The 21,354-nt window shown below is 70.8% G+C and carries 14 protein-coding genes; 5 read left to right on the top strand and 9 right to left on the bottom strand.

Annotated elements, in window-relative coordinates; translation table 11 throughout:
- The first annotated feature begins 13 nt into the window (after positions 1-13).
- The 4 genes from ACZ7OY_RS08370 to ACZ7OY_RS08355 all read left to right on the top strand — a co-directional run bounded on the left by ACZ7OY_RS08370 (position 14) and on the right by ACZ7OY_RS08355 (position 9,211).
- The gene (locus ACZ7OY_RS08370; RefSeq protein ID WP_471910662.1) at positions 14-1,654 is read left to right on the top strand and encodes a PD-(D/E)XK nuclease family protein; all 1,641 of its coding nucleotides are present in this window, start codon (positions 14-16) and stop codon (positions 1,652-1,654) included.
- Positions 1,651-2,826 carry a pPIWI_RE_Y domain-containing protein gene (locus ACZ7OY_RS08365; protein ID WP_471910661.1) on the top strand — a complete coding sequence of 392 codons (1,176 nt, stop codon included), beginning with the start codon at positions 1,651-1,653 and terminating at the stop codon, positions 2,824-2,826. The genes ACZ7OY_RS08370 and ACZ7OY_RS08365 overlap by 4 nt, the downstream gene beginning before the upstream one ends.
- Complete coding sequence (locus ACZ7OY_RS08360) at positions 2,819-6,256, top strand: pPIWI_RE_Z domain-containing protein (RefSeq protein ID WP_471910660.1); 3,438 nt, start codon at positions 2,819-2,821, stop codon at positions 6,254-6,256. Before ACZ7OY_RS08365 ends, ACZ7OY_RS08360 begins: the two co-directional genes overlap by 8 nt.
- Before the next feature lie 84 nt (positions 6,257-6,340).
- Positions 6,341-9,211, top strand: a complete 2,871-nt coding sequence (locus ACZ7OY_RS08355) for a pPIWI_RE module domain-containing protein (RefSeq protein WP_471910659.1) — start codon at positions 6,341-6,343, stop codon at positions 9,209-9,211.
- A 333-nt stretch (positions 9,212-9,544) separates the two neighbouring features.
- Here the strand turns inward: ACZ7OY_RS08355 and ACZ7OY_RS08350 are convergent, their stop codons facing one another.
- From ACZ7OY_RS08350 to ACZ7OY_RS08320, 7 genes are all read right to left on the bottom strand, one after another.
- Positions 9,545-9,739 (bottom strand): hypothetical protein, encoded by a 195-nt coding sequence (locus ACZ7OY_RS08350; protein WP_471910658.1) that lies wholly within the window; start codon positions 9,737-9,739, stop codon positions 9,545-9,547.
- A gap of 16 nt (positions 9,740-9,755) precedes the next feature.
- Entirely contained in the window at positions 9,756-11,684 is a 1,929-nt protein-coding gene (locus tag ACZ7OY_RS08345) for a maleylacetate reductase and hydroxyquinol 1,2-dioxygenase domain-containing protein (protein ID WP_471910657.1), read from the bottom strand.
- Between the two features lie 369 nt (positions 11,685-12,053).
- A complete protein-coding gene (locus ACZ7OY_RS08340; protein WP_471910656.1) occupies positions 12,054-12,584 on the bottom strand; it encodes a MarR family winged helix-turn-helix transcriptional regulator in 531 nt (176 codons plus the stop codon).
- Between the two features lie 41 nt (positions 12,585-12,625).
- Positions 12,626-13,120 carry a DoxX family protein gene (locus ACZ7OY_RS08335; RefSeq protein ID WP_471910655.1) on the bottom strand — a complete coding sequence of 165 codons (495 nt, stop codon included), beginning with the start codon at positions 13,118-13,120 and terminating at the stop codon, positions 12,626-12,628.
- 24 nt (positions 13,121-13,144) lie between these two features.
- On the bottom strand, positions 13,145-15,034 hold the full coding sequence (locus ACZ7OY_RS08330; RefSeq protein ID WP_471910654.1) for an amidohydrolase: 1,890 nt from the start codon (positions 15,032-15,034) through the stop codon (positions 13,145-13,147).
- 119 nt (positions 15,035-15,153) lie between these two features.
- Entirely contained in the window at positions 15,154-15,840 is a 687-nt protein-coding gene (locus ACZ7OY_RS08325) for a YoaK family protein (protein ID WP_471910653.1), read from the bottom strand.
- A gap of 92 nt (positions 15,841-15,932) precedes the next feature.
- Positions 15,933-16,595: a hydrolase gene (locus tag ACZ7OY_RS08320; protein WP_471910652.1), complete on the bottom strand. Its 663-nt coding sequence runs from the start codon at positions 16,593-16,595 to the stop codon at positions 15,933-15,935.
- A 948-nt stretch (positions 16,596-17,543) separates the two neighbouring features.
- On the opposite strand from ACZ7OY_RS08320, the gene ACZ7OY_RS08315 reads away from it, so the two are divergent.
- Positions 17,544-18,338 (top strand): SGNH/GDSL hydrolase family protein, encoded by a 795-nt coding sequence (locus ACZ7OY_RS08315; RefSeq protein WP_471910651.1) that lies wholly within the window; start codon positions 17,544-17,546, stop codon positions 18,336-18,338.
- A gap of 66 nt (positions 18,339-18,404) precedes the next feature.
- On the opposite strand, the gene ACZ7OY_RS08310 is transcribed toward ACZ7OY_RS08315, so the two are convergent.
- A complete protein-coding gene (locus tag ACZ7OY_RS08310) occupies positions 18,405-19,772 on the bottom strand; it encodes an aKG-HExxH-type peptide beta-hydroxylase (RefSeq protein WP_471910650.1) in 1,368 nt (455 codons plus the stop codon).
- A complete protein-coding gene (locus ACZ7OY_RS08305) occupies positions 19,769-21,178 on the bottom strand; it encodes an FxsB family cyclophane-forming radical SAM/SPASM peptide maturase (RefSeq protein ID WP_471910649.1) in 1,410 nt (469 codons plus the stop codon). The genes ACZ7OY_RS08310 and ACZ7OY_RS08305 overlap by 4 nt, the downstream gene beginning before the upstream one ends.
- Between the last annotated feature and the right edge of the window lie 176 nt (positions 21,179-21,354).

The raw sequence follows: 21,354 nt of genomic DNA, 5'->3' as shown, positions 1-21,354 counted from the left end.
CAAGGGGGAGGCAATGAGTCACGACACGACGGCATGGCACAAGCCGCACTGGCTGACGGGGGACGACGGCCTCGTGCGCGTGGGGCCCGGTACGAGTGGGAGCGAGGAGCACACCTGCCCCTCGCACGCCGCGGCCAAGGCTCGGCCCGGTCTCTGGCCGGCCCGGCGTCTCCGGCTTCCGAAGCCGGAGCTCGAAACGTTCACACTCGGGCCGGTGATGGACGCCGTCGATCGGGTCGAATTTCACGGTGAGACACCCGGCCAGGCCCTGGCAGGGCTGCGCTCCCGCACCCCCGCCCTTCATCCCGGCCACCTGGTGTATGCCGAGCACGCCCTCCGCACGTACGTGCGAGCGCGTGTCGGCGACGGTGAGCAGCGGCTGCGGCCGGTCCGTCCGTACTGGGTGGCCCAGCGGGAGAACGGCAAGTTCTGGGAGATGTACGCCTGGTGGCGCAGGTACGAGTCGGCCGACGGACGACTGCGAGAGTACCGACGGCTGCGGCACGGCGAGGCCAAGGACTCCGAACCCGGCGAGATCGCCATCGCCGTGTACGTGGCCGTTCACGGGCGCCAGGCAGCCTGGCCGCGGAAGTGGGCGCGCGCGTTCCAGCCGTATGGACCCACCGCCCGGCCCGAGCAGGTGCGTGTCGTCGAAGTCGGGCTCGCCGACGGACGGCCGCGCGTGCAGTTCGACGGGACGGCCGAGGAAGCCGAGGCTTACTACGCCGAGCACGGGCACGCGCACGTGGCCCGTGTCGTGGCGGGCGGCAGGCCGGCACCCGGCTCATCCTGCGTCGACTGCAAGCAGTTCACGGGCTGCGAGGCCGTGCCGCGCAGGCCGGGCGTCCTCGGCCTTCCCTCGAGGGCGGCACCGCTGAGGAAGGTGTCGGTCAGCGATCTGCGCTATCACGCGGCCTGCCCCGCCCAGGGGTTCCTCCGCGCCCTGCACCTGCCCAAGTCCGACGAGTACGGCAGCGCGGCCAGGCTCGGCCAGGCGGTGCACGGCTGGATCGAAAAGCTGCACCGGCGCCCGGGATGGCCGCCGTGCGCGGCCGGCGACATGCCCCCGGAGGGCGAGAACTGGGCAGAAGGACGCTGGCGGGTCTCCGACGAGGATGCCGCGACCGGCCGGCACATGCTGCTCCACCACGTCGACGCCTGTCCTTTCCAGGACGCCGCACTCATCCAGCGGGTCGAGCCCGAAGCCCTCCGAGTCGTCCACGACACCACGGCGCAGGCCGTCGTCATCGCCAAACCCGACCTGCTCTACCAGGAGGACGGCTCATGGGTATGGCGGGAGCTCAAGACGACACGGAAACGGCGCCGCCACCACGAGGATCCTCTCGACACCTACCCCCAACTCGCCCTGGCGGTCACGCTCCTGGCTCAGGGCGCGTTGGGCGGCGATCCGGACGGCTCGCGCGTCGAGGTGGAGATCCTCCGGCCGGATGGTTCCGATCCGCACATGATCGACCCGACGGACCCCGGCCGACAGCGGAAGGCGCTGTCGGTGCTGCGACAGTACGCCGGTCCGTGGCGGGAGGACGAGACATGGGACGCCCGCCCCGGACCGCATTGCCGGTCCTGCCCGGTCTCCCGGTGGTGTCCGAGCGCCGCGCCCGACGGCGTCGTCGCGAGAGAGGGGGAGGCGTGACCACGACCGACATGAGGGACACCCGGTCCGAGGACGCCGTCGGCACGGACGAGGGGCTGCTCCGACAGATCGCCAGCGCCCTGGCGTGTCTGTCCCGGCAGAGGACCGTACCCAACCCGGTCTACCCGGCGAAGGTGCAGAACGCATACAACCGGCTCGTCCTGCACTGCCTGTGCCGGGGCGAGGAACCGCCGGGCAGCGTGCCGCAGATGGTCCGCTGGGCTTCTGAACGGCATCTGGGAGAATGGCCGTTGAAGCTGCCGCCCGACAACTTTCCCGGAGCGGCCCTGCTCGTCGATCCGGAGACCCGGCTGCCGCACCAGTTGTGCCTGGAGTGGGAGGTGAGCGCGGCCGACCCGGCCGCCGAGCTCTTCGAGAACGAACGCATCCGGGAAGCAATCGCTGTGTGCCGTGCGGCAAAGGCCCCGCAGGCCTACACCGCGTTCCGGGCCCTGCTCACCTCCAGGCCTGTGCTGACCGGCGCTGAGCTGGCGCTGCTCGGCGGCGATCCCGACTGCGGAATGCTGCTGCATGATGTGATCAAGCGCTGCTACGAGCCCGTGCCCGCCTCCTATCTGCAGCGCGGCACATACCGGCAGTGCGTTCGCTGTCGCTGCCTGATGGTGCCGCTGCTGCACGGCGGCCACCGCTGCGAACTGGACCGGTGCCGCCGCGACGGCACCTCGGACGAAGGCGCGCCGCTCCGTGCCGACAAAGGCGGGGTCTTCCAGCTCAGCCGCCCCCTGCGGATGTTCATCACCAGCCCCGGGCTCGCGGAGACCGATCTGCAAACCGCCCTGGAGGAGAAGTTCGGGATCACCGCCGAGATGTGGCCCAACTACGACGCGTATGACCTGCGTGTCCCCCTGCCTGGGCGACGGCACTGGGCGGTGGACGTCAAGGACCGGGTGAACCCCGTTCTCCTGGCGCGCTCCCTCACGTCGTTCAGGAACGAGCCGCCGTACGACCGGGCGTTCCTCGTCGTGCCCCGCTACCGCTTCCGTGACAACGAGGCGTACGGGCGGCAGTTCCGCCGCAACCTGCAGGAGAACCTGGCCGATCGGGTCACCCTGCTGGACGACCGGGCCTTCCTGCGGCTGGTCGCCGATGAGATCTCCGCCCCGCGCGACCAGGCGGGGGACCCGCGTACCGAAGGAGGACGCCGTGCGTGACCGCAGAGGATGGCACCGGCGCTGCTCGCCGCAGCAGCTCACCGAGGTGTGGCCGGCGAACCTCGGCAGCTTCCGCCCCGGCGACCTTCTCGACGTCGAACTGGGCCTGTACCTCCTGGAGGGCGTGACCCCCACCCGCACGGCCGCCGATGTCTGGCCGCTGCTGGGCGGTTACCCGTACAGCGAGGTGTTCGGAGACGTCCGCACCGACGAACAGCGGCTGCGCGTTCTGCGCGCCCGCCACTATCTGTGGGACATGCGGCGACGGCACGCCTGGTCGGAGGCGCTGACCGACTACCTGAAGGTCCCCCAGCACCTGCGCGGATACGACATCGACGGACCCGGCTCCGTACCGAGCCGTCGCGAGCCGTCGCGCGCCGCACGCCGTTTCGAGATCTTCGAAGAACTGCTCAGCACCGCTCCGCGATTCGCGACGCGGTCCATTCCGTTCGCCGAGGAGGGAGAGCACACCTTCCGGGTGCAGGACCGTACCCATTCCGTGGTGTTCGACGAGGAACTGCTGACGGACACCCTGCCGCGCGCCCACGCGCTTGACGCACCACCGGCCGGGCGTGGAGAGCCCGTCGACGTCACCTGGGAAGAGCTCGAGAAGGCCGCCGACGAGATGGACGCCGTCGAGGCGACGGCGCCGGAGGGGCCGCGCAACGGCTGGGCCGGGCGGCTCCGGCGGGTGAAACTGCTCGTGCGCGACGCGGAACTCGGCCGCTTCACCGAACAGGGACGGCTGAGGATCGACAGGCTGCTGCACCTCGTGGGGATGGTGGGAGCCGGCAAGTCCACCCTCCGGGACATCCTGACCTACCACCTCGTGACCCGGACACCCCGCCGGGTCACCATCGTCGTCGGCGACGTGGCCGAGACACTCGCCGTGGTGGAGCAGTTCGACCGGCTCGGTGTGCGGGCGGCGCCGATCCTCGGGCACTCCACCAGGGAGCGCAACATCAACCGGCTGCATCGCCGCACCGCCACGGCCGGTGCCGCCACCATGCTCGGGCACGACCACGCGGGCTTCGCCTACCTCAGCAGCGCCTGCCCCGTCGACGTGCTGCGCGGCCTGGAAGCCCGCCGCCCGCTCGGCGTCCGTGAAGCACCGTGCATCACGCTGTACACCGTCCCCGAGCAGCAGGCCACGGACGGCGATCCCCTCCTCGACGAGGAGTACAGCACGCAGCGTGACGCACAAGGCCCGAAGCCGCAGCGGAGACTGTGCCCGTTGTGGAACCGCTGTCCGCGCCACCGCGGGGCTCGTGATCTGGTCGACGCGCAGGTGTGGGTCGCTACCCCGGCCGGTCTCGTGCACAGCTCCGTCCCGCTGCACCAGCACCAGGAACAGCTCCGGTACCTCGAACTCGCGTGCCGACTCAGCGACCTGATCATCGTCGACGAGGCAGACCGGGTCCAGATGCAGCTCGACACGGCCTTCGCGCCGGCCAGCACTCTGGTGGGCAAGGCTCCGAACTCCTGGTTCGACGAGGTCGCCGTCCACAAGTTTCAGCAGATGGCCCGGGACGGCCGGCTCCAGCTGTCCGCCCGTGACGTCGACGACTGGACCAACGCCGTCAACACGGTCAGCGCCGCCACCGACCGCCTCTTCGCCCTGCTCGTCAAGGACGACAAACTCAGACGGTGGATCAGCGTCGACTACTTCAGCGCCTTCACCCTCCACAACCTGCTGCTGGACAGCTGGTTCCCGGGGCGGAAGGAGGGCGAACGCCCGCTTGCGGCGGCCCGGACGCTGGACGGTGCGCTCGGCCGGTTCCGCGACGACCCGCTGCACGAGCAACAGAGCACGGGAGACGACGATGAAGTGACACCCTTGGTGAACACCTTCGTCCACCTCGCCCTGGAACTTCTGCACGCGCCCCAGGGAGCACGGACGCGTGAGAGGCTGCGCGACACCCTCACCGACATCGTCGGAGACGACAGCACGGTGATCGCGGACGCCGACCTTCAAGCCCGGCGCTTCGAGTTCACCCTGCTCCTTGCCGCTCTGCACAGCCGTCTCGACTTCATGACCACGCTGTGGCCGCGCGTCGAGGCCGCCCTCAATCTCGAGAGCGCCTCGAATGTGCTCTCCCGCAGGCCCCCCAAGGACTACGAGGCGGTCATCCCCGAGTCGCCCATGGGTAACGTGCTCGGCTTCCAGTTCCGCCACGACGACCGTGAGCGCGATGGTGACCGCAGCGGTGAACTCCGCTTCTTCCACTGCAACGGCGTGGGCCGCGAACTGCTCATGCGGCTCGGTGACCTGTGCGCCGTGGACGGCCGCCCGGGCCCGCATGTCCTGCTCATGTCCGCAACGAGCTGGGCGGGCACGTCGAGCAGGTACCACGTGCACGCCGACGTCGGTGCGGTTCTGCGTCCTCACGACGAGGAAGTCGAAGCCGTCCTGGGCAGCGAGTTCCGCAAGGAGTTCTTGTACTGGCCCGGAAACGACCGGCCCAAGCCGCTGCGCCTGTCCGGCTGCGACCCCGAAGAACGGCCACAGGCCCTTCTGCACATGCTGCACCAGCTCGCGGTGCCCGACCGGAGTCTGCCCGACGCCGAGAGCATGCTGGACGCCGAACTGAAGGAGATCGACGATCCGGACCGCCGCCGCATCCTGTTGCTCGTCGGCAGCTACGACGAGGCACGTCGGGCCGCCGAGTACCTCAACCAGATCCCCGAGTGGAACGGCCGCGTCACCCGACTCGTGTCCGACGACGCAGACTCCGACACCGCCTGGACCCGACTGCCGGAGGACGCCGCCGCACGGACGCTGCCCCGCGGTGACGTGAAGACATTCCCCTCGGTCGGCGGCGACATTCTCGTCGCGCCGCTGCTCGCCGTGGAGCGGGGACACAACATCGTCCTGCGCGATGGCAAGGCGGCCATCGGCACGGTCTACTTCCTGGCACGCCCACACCCTCGGCCCGACGACATCGCGCTCGCCATCCAGTCCATCAACGACTGGGCCGTACGCCAACTCCGTGATACTGACGGGTCCTTCCGGCAGAACGCGCTCGCCGCCGCCACCCCCGACCAGGCGGCCATGGCGTTCCGCAGCCGCGCACGCCGTCAGTGGAACCGCTTCCTCACCCGGCGGCTGGCCTGGTCCAGCCTGCGGGACGAGGAGAAGACGGCGTTCACCTGGGACCAACTCGTCGTCATGTGGCAGGTCATCGGTCGTCTGGTGCGCGGCGGCGTGCCGGCCCGGGTGGTCTTCGTGGACGCGGCTTTCTCTCCCAGAGAAGCCGGATTCCAGGACACGGACACCCCCGACACCAGTCTGCTGGCGAGTATGCGTGAGGTGCTGGCCCCCTTCTTCGAGGACGAGAACACGGCGGAGCGGCACCTTGCCCCGATCGACAAGTCCCTGGTTCGTGAACTGTACGAACCGCTCTACCGCGCCCTGGTGGACATGGGCTGACGGCATCCGTCACCACACCGCACCCCCGACGTGTTCGCGTCGCGTCCGAAGACTTCACGCCATGCTCCGAGGAGAACCGACACCATGGCCTACCAGTACAACCGTCCGGCGGCGTACCTGCCCGACCAGGCACGGGGACCCTTCGTCGTCCCGATGCACACACTCTCCCTGCCCGCCCACTGGGAGGAACCACTCCTGCGCCTCCACCACGGCGAAATGACTGAGGGGCAGGCCGAGCGACGGCGCCGCGTACCCACAGCGGCTGTCAACCAGCTGATGCGCGCCACTGCGCCGGACGTCGTCACGGTCGACTCCACGGCACGGTTCGGTTCGGAGAACCCCTGGCTGTACTGCCAGGACGCGTACCCGATGGCGGTGACGAACCTCTACATCGCCACCTGGCTCAAGAGCCTCCCGCGCGATGCCGGCGATCCCGAGACCACGGCCCTGCTGATGAACTGCTTTCGTGACCTCGACACCGCGACTCTCAGCTGGCGGCCCGGCAAGGTCGACCTCCTCGAGCAGAAGGTGTCGCCCGGAGGAACCGCTCTGCCCGCGCCCCACGTGTACCGGTTGCTTCCCGACGTCCTCGCCGAAAGGATCGCGCGCCAGGGACCGTACGAACACCACGGGCAGCAGCTGTCGTTCCGACAGGTCGCCGGCCGCACGGGGGCCAGAGGGCAGGGAAGCGGGGGCGCCGAGCTGATGTCGAACGTGATCAAGTACGTACCCGGGCGACGCGGTGGCGGCGACGGCAAGCCGGCCTACTACGCGGCGACCCTCCGCATCACCGTGCGCACCGTTCCCTTCTCACCCGTCCCGCGCGTCCACGTGGCCGCCGGTGTGCGTCGGTTCGTCACCGGCAAGGTCTACATGCCGTACGGAAAGGGCGTGTCCGCGTACCTGCTCCCGGACGACTCCCTCGTCCACGACGGCCCGCAGCCGCAGCGTTTCGCCGTCGCCATGCTGGAGTGGAAGAACGGTGCCACGGACTGGCGTCAGGGGGGAGCAGAAGGAATGCTCGCCGGGATCAGCGCACTCGACGCACTGCCGTCCCCGGACCGGCTGGTGAAGGAGGCCGACCACTGGATCCACGGCCGAGACGGTGCCCAGATCGCGATCGGGCATCAGGCGGCCATGGGAAGGCACACGATCGGTACCGGACTGATGCCCAGTGAACGTCGACGGCTGATCGAGTGGGCGGAACAGACGATCGCTCCCGAGTTCGTCCCCGTTCCGAAGCTCGAGCGCAGTGCGTACGCACGGCCGCCCAAGAAGCAGCTCAAGCAGCTGCCGTCCATTCCCAAGAACATGGAAGAGAAGGATCCCGAAGAGCGCGCGGTCATCCTGGACCAACGTGAGCTGAACGCGGCCCACAACGCTCAGGTTCTGCGGGCGCGCCTGGCCGAAGCTCTCGAAGGGGAAGACCTCACCGCGGTCGTGCTCCACCAGAGCGACGTCATCCGCGATCAGATGATCGCAGCGGCGGAGACGAGGCTGAGGCTGGCCGGGCACCGGCGTGAACAGGGTCCCGATACCTGGGTGTGGGAGGCGGAGGAGCTGACCGTCCGGCTGCACGCGCGGCCACTGGGCGCTCTCGGTGCACCGATGGGAGGCGACGGCGTGCCGCGCCGGGGGCAGGAACACGACAAGGCCATCGAGGAGCGCCGTATCGGTGTCGCGCGTGCCATGGCCGCCCTGCGGGAAGCCGTCCCCGGGGCGCGGCTGGCCTTCGTGGAACTCGACGGGAAGGATGCCTTCCGCCACGCCAAGCGACGGACCGACCCCAAGCACGCGATCCGCCTCGGCTGCGCGGACGCAGGCCTGGTGACCCAATTCATCCGTCCACCGGACCCTGATGCGGAGACGGAGGAGGCTCTCGCTGATACAGGTCTGCGTGCCGCCGCGGCCTGGTCGGACGGCCTGCGTCAGACCGGCATGCGGCTGGTGCCTCAGCACACGCTCGGTGACACGCTCATCCCCGCGAACCTGAACCAGGTGGCCTTCCACCTCGTGGAACGCCGCCTTGACGGGCCCACGGGCAAGCAGCAGTTCACGCCGATCGCGGTGCTCATCCGACCGGGCGCGAAATGCGTGCTGGGCAAGTCGGCCGACATGCACGCATGGGTGCCGTACCCCGAACTCCTCAAGTCATTGACGGGAAGGGTCGAAGGCAGGAAGAACAGCGCGGAGCAGTCGGTCCTCATGGCGGCCTTCGTCAAGAAGACCCTCGCACAACTGCGCAGCACCCCGACGCTCGTCCTGGCCCACGCCCAGGACGTCCGCAAGCGATGGCCGTGGCTGAGGAACGACGGTCTGGAACGGGACAGGTTCGGCCTCGACGGAGGCCTCGCCCAACGGATCGGTCTCTACGGCAAGCAGCTGCGTGTCATCCGGATCGCCGACGGCAGCCGGGACGAGACGGCACAGTGCTGGGCCGAGGCGGAGGAACTCTCTCCCGGGCTGGAGGGCAAGCAGAGTGGGGGCATCGCGATGGGGCTGTGGCGGCCTGGGGTGCGGGGAGACTCGGGCCGCGTCTTCTACAGCACGACCGGCAAGTCCGGCTCGCAGCCGAACCTCACCAACGACGACGCCAAACTCACTCCGCACACCAACGCCTCGGGCAACAACGCCTACCGGCCGACGGCGAACGCCTGGAACCCGGACCTCCTCGAACTGACCGTCGCGTGCCTTCAGCCCGGTGACGACGCGGAACCATGGGCCGCGTTCGTCCACCAGCAGCGCTTCAGCGAGGACTACCGTGCTGGTCGCGAGGGGTTGGCTCTGCCCTTGATCCTCCACCTTGCGCGGCTCGCGGACGATTACGCTCTGCCTCACGAGATCGAGGAGGCCTTGGACCCGACGGAGCCTCGGGCTGCGACCGCGCCGGACGACGCTTTGTCGGGCCAGTTGGCCTTCGACTTCGACCTCGATGAAGGGGATGACGACGAGTGAAGCTTCCCACCGAGTAGCCGAGGGGAGTCTCACCCCCTCGACTCGGCGGGGAAGGCCCTCACTACCTCACGGGCGTAGGTGCATCCCATCAATAAAATGCATGTGCATACTTTCGGGTAGTGATCTTGAGGCCTGCGGGAACCTCAACATCGATTAGCCCCGTTGTGCCTGGTCAAGGGATTTCGTGAACGACCCACCATCATTGAGATACGCAGAAGAGGGCCCCGACCTGACGGTCGCGGCCCTCTTCTCGTGTGCGTACCTGGCGGTGATGTCCAGGGCGTCGTGCAGTGATCCGGCCGCCTCTCGATGCCGCGGCATCTGATTTATCTTTCAGCTATATGGGCTGTCCTGGAGGGCATGCTGTGCTCCTGGGAACCCTCGGTCCGCGCGTGCGTCGACCATCTGACCGGGATGCTCGCCGCGCAGCTCGTACGCCGGCACGGCGCCGGGGTCACCGTCCGGCGGGCCGCTGCCGACGACGAGGGCGTCGGTGTCGTACGTGTCGTGCGTCTCGGGCGTGGTCATGGGTGGGCGCGCCCGGTCATCCGGCCAGAGGGGCGAGACGGAAGGTGTAATCGAGCCGGCGCCACTCGCCGTCGATCCGGCGGCCGTCGGGGGTGGGGCCGGTCTGCGGCGCGAAGTCGACGATGAGTTCGTCCTTGACGCCGAAGACGGTGTCGCTGTCCATGTAGGCGCCGCCCGACACGAACAGTTGGGTGACGAGCCGGCGGTGGCCCGGCGCGTCGATCATGAAGTGCAGGTGGGGCGCGCGGTAGGGGTGGCGTCCGATCGCGTCGAGCATCTGCCCGACCGGCCCGTCCCCCGGGATCGGGTACTCCGAGGGGAGGATGGACCAGAAGGCGATCCGCCCCTCGGTGTCGGTGCGCAGCCGGCCGCGGAGCACCGGGCCTTCCAGCTCCGGGAGCTGGACGTCGTAGAAGCCGTCCGCGTTGGACTGCCACACGTCCACGACCGCGCTTTCGACGGGCTTGCCGTCGGTGTCCGTGACCCGCGCGTCCACCCAGAGCGGTACGCCGGGCAGTCCCGCGGAGATGTCCCCGCCGTCGGCGGTCTCGGGCGGGCCCTCCACATAGAAGGGACCGAGCACCGCCGACGGAGTGGTGTCGGGCGTACGGGAGTTGGTGAGCAGATCCACGGCGCTGGAGACGCCGAGGGTGTCCGACAGCAGCACGAACTCCTGGCGGGTCGGGCTGCACATCTGGCCGGTGCGGGTGAGGAAGTCGATGGCGTACTGCCACTCGTCCTCCGTGACGTCGTTGGCGGCGACGAAGGTGTGCAGATGCCGGACCAGGTCGCTCAGCAGGGTGCGGACGCGCTGGTCGGAAGCCTGGTCGAAGCTCGCCACGACCCGTTCGGTGAGACGGGCCAGCCGGGCCTCGGTGGAGGGGGGACCCTCGGGGCGGCGCCCGTGCCAGGCGCCGGCCAGCAGTTCCCCGATGCCCCCGGCGGTCAGCTCCCGCGGGTTCGGGTACGGCGTGGAGGTGGCCAGCTCGGCCGCGCGGGGCAGAGCCGACTCCGGCATGCCCAGGTCGCGCAGCGAGGTGGGGCCGCCCAGGGAGGCGATCAGGTCGTACACGCCGCTGGGGGCGTCGGGCACGCCCAGGGCGTCGGCGATGCGGCGCATCACGTCCGGCACCGCGGGCGCGTTGTAGGCCATGGCGTGCGGCAGGACGACGGTGTGCGTCTCGGCGTGCGGCAGACCGAAGCTCCCGCCGAGGGTGTGGCAGAGCTTGTGGTGCAGGCCCATACCCACGGTGGCGAGACAGGTCCCGGCGAGCCAGGCTGCGTGCAACAGGTCGGCACGTGCCTCCTGGTCGGCGGGGTCGGCGGCGAGCCGGGGCAGTGCCCGGGCGATGCGGGAGATCGCGTCGAGGGCCTGCCCGTCGGTGACCGGGTTCGCGTCGGCCGAGTACAGCGCCTCGACGGCGTGGGCGAGCGCGTTGACGCCGCTGGTGACCGTCAGCGACAGCGGCAGGGTGAGGGTGAGGTCGACGTCGTAGACGACGGTACCGGGCAGGATGTCCGGGGACGACCGGGTGACCTTGCGGCCTTCCCGGGTCTCGCCGAGGACCGGGGTCACCTCGGAGCCGGCGTACGTGGTCGGCAGGATCACCTGCGGCAGTCCCGTGCGCACCGCCAGCGCCTTGGACAGGCCGGTGGTCGAACCGCCTCCGACGGCGACGATGACATCCGCGGAGGCCGCTTCGAGCACGTCGAGGGCCTGCTGGGTCACCTCCACCGGGGTGTGCATGGCCGCACCGCCGAACTCGGCCACGAGGAGGCCGCCGAGTGCCTGGCGAACCCGCGCGGAGGCCGCCGCGCGGGACCCGCTGGACAGCAGCAGCACCCGGGAGCGGCCGAGCCGCTCGACCTCCGAGCCGAGGTGCTCGACCGTGCCGGCACCGAAGACCACCCGAGCGGGGTGGGATGTGTAGACGAACGTCCGCATGGAACTCTGCCTCCGCGTGTTATCGGGTCGTCTCGGTCTCTTGAGTGACCGAGTATGTGAGGGGCATCCGCGTGAACCGCGGCACGATCCGTGCGCTCCGTTGCACGAAACGCGCGTGCGTGCCACGGCGGACCGCCCGGGGGAGTGGTCGTCCTGTGCGCCGGGCGGATCACCCTGCTCGTCGGGGCGGCACGGAAGCGCCGACGGGCGCCCGACCGGGTGGGTGGGCCGGTCGGTTCGATCCTGCCCCTCGTGGTGGGGGCCGTGACTGTGGCCGTGACTATGGTCGTGGTCGAGCAGCCGGTACGGCAGCGCACGCTCCGAAGGCGTCAACCGGCTTAGGAAGCGGGGGCGTTGTGGATGCCGCCCTCACTTCCCGGGAGCGTCGTCGGCGTCGTGCAGTGCGCGCATGGTCTCGGCGAGCCGGCCCGCACCGTCGCGTCCGAGAGGGGCGAGGACGCGGGCGCGCAGGACCTCCGTCACCGCCTGGGAGATGACCCGCGCGGTCTCGCTGCCCTGGTCGGTGAGTTCCAGGTAGACGAGGCGCCGGTCCTCGGCGCAGGTCATACGTCGAGTCAGACCGGCCGCGCAGAGCCGGTCGGCAACCTTGGTGAACCCACCGCTGGACATGCGGGTCTCGAGCGCCAGGCGCGTCATCGGCATCCGCTGCTTGGGGGCGGTGAGCAGGCGCACCAGCACCTCGGCGGAGCCTCGACTCAGGTTGAACTGCTCGGCCAGCTTGCTGACGAGTACGTCCTGGACGGCGTGGAAACCCTCCATGACCAGCATCCACCAGCCGAGCAGCTCACGGTCGACGCCCGGGTCACCGCCTCGGCCGACACCACCGTCCGCGGCGGGCGACACCACCGCCCGCCGCCGGTCCCGCGCTTCTCGCTCCATACCAGTCCCAACGCACCGGCGGCGCGAATGTTCCTGATGGCTCAGTGACCAGGGATGGGCCGGGCGAGCACGGCGCGGGTCGTCAGCCCGCTCACCACGCCGAGGCCGACGGCCGCGGCGGCCCACCAGGGGGCCCAGGGAAGCAGCCCGAGGGCCCGGTCGGCCGACCACCGGCCGGGTCCGGTGAGCGTCAGCACCGCCGGCAGGATGATCAGGACGAGCGGGTATTCGTAGCCGTCGTGCTGCACCCAGAGCCCGTTGCGCCACTTCACCGTGGCCGCGACCGTCATGACGCCGGCTGCGACGGCGGCGGCCAGAGGGGTCAGTGCTCCCGCGCCGAGCAGCAGACCGGCGGTGATCTGGCCGAGCCCCGCGGCGGCCGCGGTGAGCCGGCCGCCACGGAACCCGTCCGCCCGGAACTCCGCCGCTCCCCCCTCGATGCCGTGGCCTCCGAGGCGGTGGCTGACCTTCTGGATTCCGTGCCCGACGAACAGCAGGCCGGTGACCAGCCGCAGGATGAGCAGTCCGGTGTTCATCACACTCTCCTCGGGTGCCGTGCGCTACAGCACGAAGCAGGTGTCGAAGATCTCGGTCGGAGCCTCCGGGGCGAAGCCGCGCTGCGCGCGCCAGGCCCGGTGCTGTTCGGACTCGGCGACGGCCTGGCCGAGCAGTTCGGCCTGCCGGGCGCCGGAGATGCCGGGTTTGACGGTGGCCTGATAGCCCCCGTAGTGGGCGACCGGGCTCCATGCCGGGCTGATCGCCGGTATGGCCTCGTCCAGGCCCTCGTACTCGCCGGCGGCATAGACGATGCGGCCGCCGGTGACGGTGAGGAGGGACTCGATGTGCGGGATGTCCCGTTCCGGAACGGAGAAGAAGTCGTCGGAGAGGACGGTGAGGTCGCCGTAGAAGCCGGGCTTGAGCATGCCCTTGACGTCCTGCTCGCCGGTGAGCTCGGCGCCGGCCCGGGTGTACATGGCCAGTGCGGTCTCCCGGCTGACGCGGTTCTCCGGCGGGTGGATCGTGAGATCGCCGACGGTGCGGCCCGAGACCAGCCAGTGCAGGGCGACCCACGGGTTGTAGGAGGACACCCGGGTCGCGTCCGTGCCGGCACCGACGGTCAGGCCGCGCTCCAGCATGGCGCGCACCGGCGGCGCCTCGGCGGCGGCCGCGGCGCCGTAGCGGCGCACGAACGCCTCGCCCTGGAAGGACATGCGGTTCTGGACCGACAGGGCGCCGCCGAGCGCGGCGATGCGGTCGAGGCTGCCGTGGGAGACGGTCTCCGCGTGGTCGAACAGCCAGCGGTTGCCGGCGGGGAAGAGGCCCTCGGCGGCGAGCTTCTCGAAGACCGCGAGGTCGCGGCGGATCGTCTCGTCGTAGGTGGCGTGCAGGCGGAAGCCCCAGCCGTTCGCCATCAGCAGCCGCACGGCCTGCTCGAAGTCCTCCTCGTAGCCCGTGGCCAGTTCGGGGCGGGGCTCGGTGAAGTTCTCGAAGTCGGCCGCCGACCAGGTCAGGTTCTCTCCGGCGCCGTTGAGCCGGAGCCATTCGTCGCCGTCTCCGGGCCGGACCATGCCGATCCAGCGCTTGAGGTCGTCGATCTCCTGTCCCGGGGTCTGCGGGAAGAGGTGGTAGGCGATGCGCAGCGACAGCTGGCCCGCTTCGGCGAGGTCGATCACGGTGCCGTAGTTGTCGGGGAAGTTCTGGAAGCCCCCGGCCGCGTCGATGGCCGAGGTGAGGCCGAACCGGTTCAGCTCGCGCAGGAAGTGCCGGGTGGAGGTCTTCAGGTCCTCACCCTGCAGGGTCGGCGCCGCGGCGAGGGTGGAGTAAAGGATCAGCGCGCTGGGCGCGGCCAGGAGCATGCCGGTCGGCTCTCCGTCCCGGCCGCGCACGATCTGGCCGCCCCGGGGATCGGGGGTGGTCCTGGTGTAGCCGGCCGCCTTCAGCGCCGCTCGGTTCATCAGGGCGGACTGGTACAGGTGCAGGACGAACACCGGTGTGTCCGGCGCGGCCGCGTTCAGCTCGGCCAGGGTCGGCAGGCGCTTTTCGGCGAACTGGTCCGCCGACCACCCGCCGACCACCCTGACCCACTGCCCCTTGGGTGTGCGGGCGGCCTGCTCGCGCAGCATCGCCAGGGCCTGGCGCAGCGTGGGCACACCGTCCCAGCGCAGTTCCAGGACGTAGTTCAGACCGCCGCGGATCACGTGCAGGTGGGAGTCGTTGAGGCCGGGGACGACGCGGCGGCCCAGCGCGTCGACCACCCGGGTCCCGGCGCTGATCAGCGGGGCGATGTCCTTGTCGTCACCGACCACGGTGATCCTGCCGTCCTTGACGGCGACGGCACTGGCCTGCGGGTGCACCGGGTCGCCGGTGTAGATCTTGGCGTTGCGGACCACGAGGTCGGCGACGTGGTCGTCGCTGACCGGGGGGAGGCCAGCCACTGGCATAGTGGCCATGGAAATCATCTCCAATGAGCGGAATCCCCAAAGGGGTGAAGGGGGCAAGGGATCCCGAAAGGGCTGTGGGGGAGAAGCGGCAGGTGGGGCGGCAGGGGGGAGTGACGGCCGGGTTCGAGTCAGCCGGCGGACGAGCCGCGGGGCACGGCCGTGACGGCCGCAGCGGTACCGAGCGTGCTGGCCAGCAGGGGCCAGCCGAGCCCCGTGTGCTGCACGAGTACGGCTCCGCCGAGTGCGCCGGCCAGCATCGCCAGCACCGAGGCCAGCCGGCGGCCGGCCCGGGGGTTGGCACCGCCTGCCCAGGTCGAGTCGGACGCCAGTCCGGTCAGGGTCAGCGTCATCACCGTCGTGGTCATGTCCGGCACGGCGAGCTTGCGGACCGTCCCGTTGCGCAGGCCCATGGCCAGTGCGATCAGGGCGATGAGCGCGTGAACCGCATGGCCCGCGGCGAAGGCGACGGCGGTGGCCACGGCCAGCAGTACCGTCTCCAGCATCAGGACGCGGCGCAGCCTGCTCGGTCGCGTGCGGTGGCGCATCGCGGTCTCCAGACGGCCGGCGATCCCCGCCCCGACCAGGAAGGCGGCCAGCGACACCAGCGAGCCGAGCACCGAGAAGCCGGGGACGCCGACGGCGGCGAAGCCGATGATGACCACGTTCCCGGTCATGTTCGCCGTGAAGACATGGCCCAGTCCCAGATAGCTGACCGCGTCGATGAGGCCGCTCACCGCCGTCACGGTCAGCAGGGGTGGCAGCAGTGGTTCAGGCCCGCCCGGCGTGCCGGGCGCCGAGGAATGATGGAGGTTCACTGTCGTTCCTTGGGGGCGTGGCCCCTGGAGGTATCGGGCGGCGGGCCGGGGCCGGCCCGGGGCGGGGTGTCCTCGGGCCGGCGACCCGGCGGTCAACCCGCGGCGTGGGCGCCGATGACGGACTGGGCGTAGACGACGCCGAGGCCGTAGGCGCCGCCGTGCTCCTTGACGATCTCCATCACGGGGAGGTAGGTCTCCGTACGGGCCCAGTCGCGCTGCAGTTCGAGCAGTACCTGGATCCAGGTCACCGGCACCGCACCGGCGCTGACCATCCGCTCGATGGCGTGCTCGTGAGCCTGCGGGGTGACACCGCCGGAGGCGTCGGCCACCACGTAGACCTCGTAGCCCTGTCCGAGCGCGGAGAGCACCGGGAGCACGATGCACACCTCGGTCCACAGCCCGGAGATGACGATCTTCCTGCGGCCGGTGGCCTTGATCGCCTCGACGACCGCGTTGTCCTCCCAGGCGTTCATCGTGGTGCGGTCGATGATCTCCTGACCCGGGAAGACCTCGGCGAGCTGCGGCAGCAGGGGGCCGGAGAACGACTCGGCGGCCACGGTGGTCAGCACCACCGGGACGGCGAACGCCTTGGCTGCCTTGGCCAGACCCACGGTGGCGTTGATGATCTTGGTGCGGTCGCCGCTGCCGGTTCCGAAGAACATCTGGGGCTGGTGGTCGACGAACAGCATCACCGAGTTGTCCGGGGTCAGCAGATCCGGGCTGGGGGCGGCCTTGACGTTGGCGGGGTTGAACATGACGGGTTCCTCTTCTTCCGTTAGGGACAGGGACGCGCCTCTGGCGTGTCGGGGGATGGGCCGGCCGAAGAGCCGGCGGATCCGTGCAAGCAGTCCCTGCTGTCGGTTCCTGGATGCCGGCATCGCGGCCTCCTCGGTGTCGCGCCGGGACGGGGGTCCGCCCCGGCTGGGACTCTCACATCAATGAATCTCTCGAGCTAGATATTTCCAAGCAAGAGGTTGAACCATGAATTATTTGCATTCGTGACGCCCCTCACATTGCTCGTGCTCCGGTGCCCGGGTGGAGCCGCTCCGTGACGGGGCCCGTCCGTCCGTGCTCGCGGTGGCCTGCGGGTCGAGCGGGGGTGCGGCAGGCGGGCCGCGCGTCTTCGCGCCGCCGCGACGGACCTCGCCCCCGCCCGCTTGCCGTGGGTCGCCTTTCCGGACGGTGGGGAGCGGTCGAGCGGTCATGCCCTTGGGTCGGGTGCGACGCGGGGAGCCGGTGTCCAGGGGGGAGGGTGCCGGGCCGGGCTGTCCCCGGCGGCGGCCGCGCGCATGGGGCAAGGTCGACCCGAAGGCTTCGGCCGGCGCGCCCTGAGTGGGCTGCCGATCCTTGCATGCGCCCAACTCGCCCCGGTCGTACGCGTGCAGGGCGACGGCCGCCTGCAACGGGCCTCGTTCCTATGAGAGTTCAGCGAGGCGAATGCTCGCCGGCGCGGACCCGGGTCCGGATGTCCCGACCGCCGCGCCGTGGGTGCCGAACGTGTGTCGACGAGCCCGGCGATGACCGGCTGGGCTTCGGCTTTGCGCGTGCATCAGGCCGCGCTTTCCCCGCCCTTCGCGCCTGCCCGTGCCCCCGTGGCGTGAAACGTGATGTTAACGAAGCAACTAGTTTTGTCATGGACACTTCCCCGAGTTGGTTGCCTGCTGTACCAAATGAGGGCCAGCTTTCCCGCTCAGGGAGGTCTCGTGAGACGCGTCAGATCGCTTTCCGCCCTCGCCACACTCGCCCTCGCGATCATGTTCAGCCTGGTGCTGACCGGTCCGGCACAAGCTGCCGGACCGGCCTACGTCGCACTGGGGGACTCCTACTCGGCCGGCAACGGCGCAGGCAACTACGACAGTTCGAGCGGAGACTGCCACCGCAGCCTCAGCGCCTACCCGTATCTGTGGAAGAACGCCCACGCACCGTCCTCGTTCGCCGACACTTCCTGCTCAGGTGCGGTCACCACGGACGTGACGAACAATCAGCTCGGCCCGCTGAACTCCTCCACGGGCCTCGTCTCCCTCACCATCGGCGGCAATGACGCGGGCTTCGCCGACGTCATGACCACCTGCGTGACCGGTTCGGACACCACCTGTGTCAACCGGGTCGCCCAGGCCGAGACCTACGCCCAGAACACCCTCCCCGCCCGCCTGGACGCCACCTACAACGCCATCCGCGCCAAGGCCCCCAACGCCAAGGTGGTCGTTCTCGGTTACCCGCACATGTATACGCTCAACGTCTTCTGCGTCGGTCTCAGCGACACCAAGCACCGCAAGATCGACGAGGCCTCCGACGTCATCGACAGCGTCATCGCCGCCCGTGCCGCCGCGCACGGCTTCGTCTTCGGCGACGTCCGCGGCACCTTCAACAACCATGAACTGTGCTCCGGCGACGACTATCTGCACTCCCTGGTGGTCTCGCCGAGCTGGGAGTCCTACCACCCCACCGCCGCCGGTCACTCCAGCGGCTACTACCCCGTCCTCAACGCCAACAGCTGACCTCCGCCGAGGCGGGCCGTCCCGGCCCGCCTCCCCGGCATCCGCCGTTTTCCCGGGCCGTACGGTTCAGGCCGACAGCGTCCGCTCCGGGTTCCCGTTCCGCTCCCGCCAGGCGGCGTGGTGCGCGCGGGCCGTCGCCTCGGCGCGGTGGCGGGCGGCGGCGGGGACCGGCAGACGGCACAGGCCGTCCAGGGTGTGGAGCATTTGGTCGGCGACGCGCCGCCCCAGCGGGGTGAGCCGGCCCGAGCCCAGGGTCACCAGCGTCGCCTCCCGGGCCGCCGACCGCCAGCGCGCGAACTGCACATGGGCCTCCGTGCGCAGCCCCGGGTCGGGTTCCGTCTCGCCCCGCCGGGCCCAGAAGCAGGCCACGCCCAGATGGGCGTAGGCCCCGTGGAACAGGCCGAGCAGGGGGCGCGGGTCGGGGCGCCAGGGGGCGTAGAAGCTTTCCGGGCCGGGCTCCAGCAGGTCGAACAGGTGCAGCAGGGCGGAGAACTTGTTGTGCTGCATCTCGTGCGTCATCGTCGCCGCGAATCCCGTCGCCGTCGTCGGCCGGGACATCGCCACGCACCCGAACGTCTCCGCGCTGCTGCCGCTGGCGGTTCCCTGGCCGGTGCCGGTCAGGGGCACCAACTGGCGCGGACCCGCGGCCAGTTCCTCGTACAGGTCCGGATGGTCCGCCCGGAGCAGTTCGCAGGCCTCCCGGGCCGCCGTCACCCAGTGGTGGATCTCGTCGGCGTCCAGGCCGTCGGGGCGGCGCACCGCGTTCGGGAAGCCGGGCTGGTCCAGGACGTCCAGCAGCAGCGGGGTGCCCGGGGCCAGGGTCTCCAGCAGGTACGCGCCGTGCCAGCGGCCTTCGCTGCGGTAGGGGGACGCCGGTACCGGCACCGGAGGGTCGCCGGGGGACCGGCCGGTCAGGGAGAGCAGGGCCCGGCCGGACGTGTCGACGCGCAGCACGGCCTGCCCTCCGCGGCGGGCGGCCGGGAAGTGGGCCCGGCCGAGCGACGGCAGGGCCACCCAGGCCCCCTCCACCGGCCACTCCACCCGCGCCGCCAGCCCCGCGCGTACCGTGGCGGCCGCGGCCAGCGCCGTGTAGCGGCCGAGCGGCGCCCGGAGTGCCTGCCGGTCCTGCTCCTGCCGTCCGGTCAGTCGGGCGAGCAGCCCGAACAGGGCGGGCCCCGCCGCCGGGTGGGTCAGCACGGCCGCCGTCGCCCCGGGATCGGCGCGGGTGGCGGCGGCGAGCAACTCCCAGGCCCGTGCTGCCTCCTCGGCCACCTGGCCCCCGGTCTCCCGGGCCGCGGCCGTGACGGCGTACGCGCAGGCCAGGCGGCGGCTGTGCTCGGCGCGGGCCAGGAACCGCAGGGCCTCGGCCCCGCCGGCGCCCGCGGCGACCGCGTCGAACAGCGCGCCCGGCATCCGGTGCGGAGACGGCGTCATGCCGCTCCCGCGCCCGACGCGCCCGACGCGCCTGACGCGCCCGATGCGGCCGAGGTGCCTGACGCGCCCGATGCGGCCGAGGTGCCTGACGCGCCCGATGCGGCCGAGGTGCCTGACGCGCCCGATGCGGCCGACGCGCCTGACGCGCCCGATGCGGCCGAGGTGCCTGACGCGCCCGATGCGCTCGAGGTGCCGGTGGCCGTCAGGTCGGTCTGCAGGCGGTGTCTCACGCGGCCGATCAGTTCGGTGAGTTCGGCGCAGTACACACTCGGGTTGGCGAATCCCGTGTCACGCCGGTAACGCGTCGCGTAGTGGCCGCCGCCGCACACGCGGTGCAGCGGGCAGGCACGGCACCGGGCGCACAGGCCGGCGGCCCCCCACTGGCGCGCCGCGACGCCCGGATGGCGCAGGAGGTCGTCGAAGGAGTGGTCGCGGACGTCGAGACCGGTGCGGGTGGCGCCCTCGTACGCGGTGCGCAGGGCGTCGTCCTGGGCGAGGGAGCCGTCCGTCTCCACCACCGCGTAGCGCACGGGGGACAGGCCGAGCGACTCCGTCTGCGGAGTGGCGCCGAGCAGCAGCGCGAGCAGGTCGTCCAGGAGCCGCACCCGGGTCTCCCCGGCCGGGGCGCCGTACCAGCGCTCGAAGACGGCCCACAGCCAGTCCGCGTACGGGGTGCGCCGCCCGGCGGGGTCCAGTCCCGGCGGCGGGGTGTGCCAGTTGCCCAGCGGGAGAAGGAAGTCGACGGCCGGCGGCCGGTGGGCGAGGAGGTCCTCGTAGGTGCGCACCGGGTCGTTGCGCAGGTCGATCGTGCACAACAGCGCGGCGAACAGCGGGCGGTAGGCGTCCTCGGCGAGCAGGCGCAACGCCGTCCGCACCCGGCCGTGGCTGCCCCGGCCGTCCGCGCTCCGCCGGTGCCGGTCGTGCGCGGCCCGTCCGCCGTCGGTGCTCACCCCGATGCGCAGTCCCAACTCGCCGCACAGGTCCAGGCGTTGCCGGGTGAGCCGTACCCCGTTCGTCTGCAACGACAGGTGCAGGCGTATTCCCTCGCCGAGCGTCTCGCGCAACACTCTTACGGTACGGGCGAGTTCAGCGTCCCCGACGAGCAGTGGCTCGCCGCCGTGGAGCACCACACCCGCCTCCGTCGTGCCGTGCGCGGACAGGTGGGCGGCGATGCGTTCGGCGGTGCGGGCCAGTGTCGCCGGGCTCATGCTGCGTGGCTGGGCGCGCCAACTCTGGTCGTGGGAACGGTACATGTAGCAGTAGTCGCAGGCGAGATCGCAGCGGCTGTGCACCTTCAGGACGAAGGAGTGGAACGGGTACGGCACCCAGCCCGCGGCCCGCGAGGCCGCCATGTCGGCGTCCCTCGGCCAGGGCGGCTCGGCATGGAGCAGTGGCGGTCGACTCATCCGCTTCCCCCCGAAGGCGTACGCAGCGAACCAGGCCCGGCACGGTCGGCGGCGCACTCTGTTCGACCAGTATTCGTTCGCGGTGCGGTCAGCGTCAACATCACGAATTAGTCAACGGGGCTCCTGCGGAGGTCAGTTGTCCTCGTCCGGTGCGCTCCGGCCGCTGCCGCCGGAGC

The sequence above is a fragment of the Streptomyces sp. NPDC107559 genome (assembly GCF_055657365.1).
Note: the sequence above shows the minus strand (reverse complement) of the source record. Positions and strands in the feature narration are given on the sequence as shown.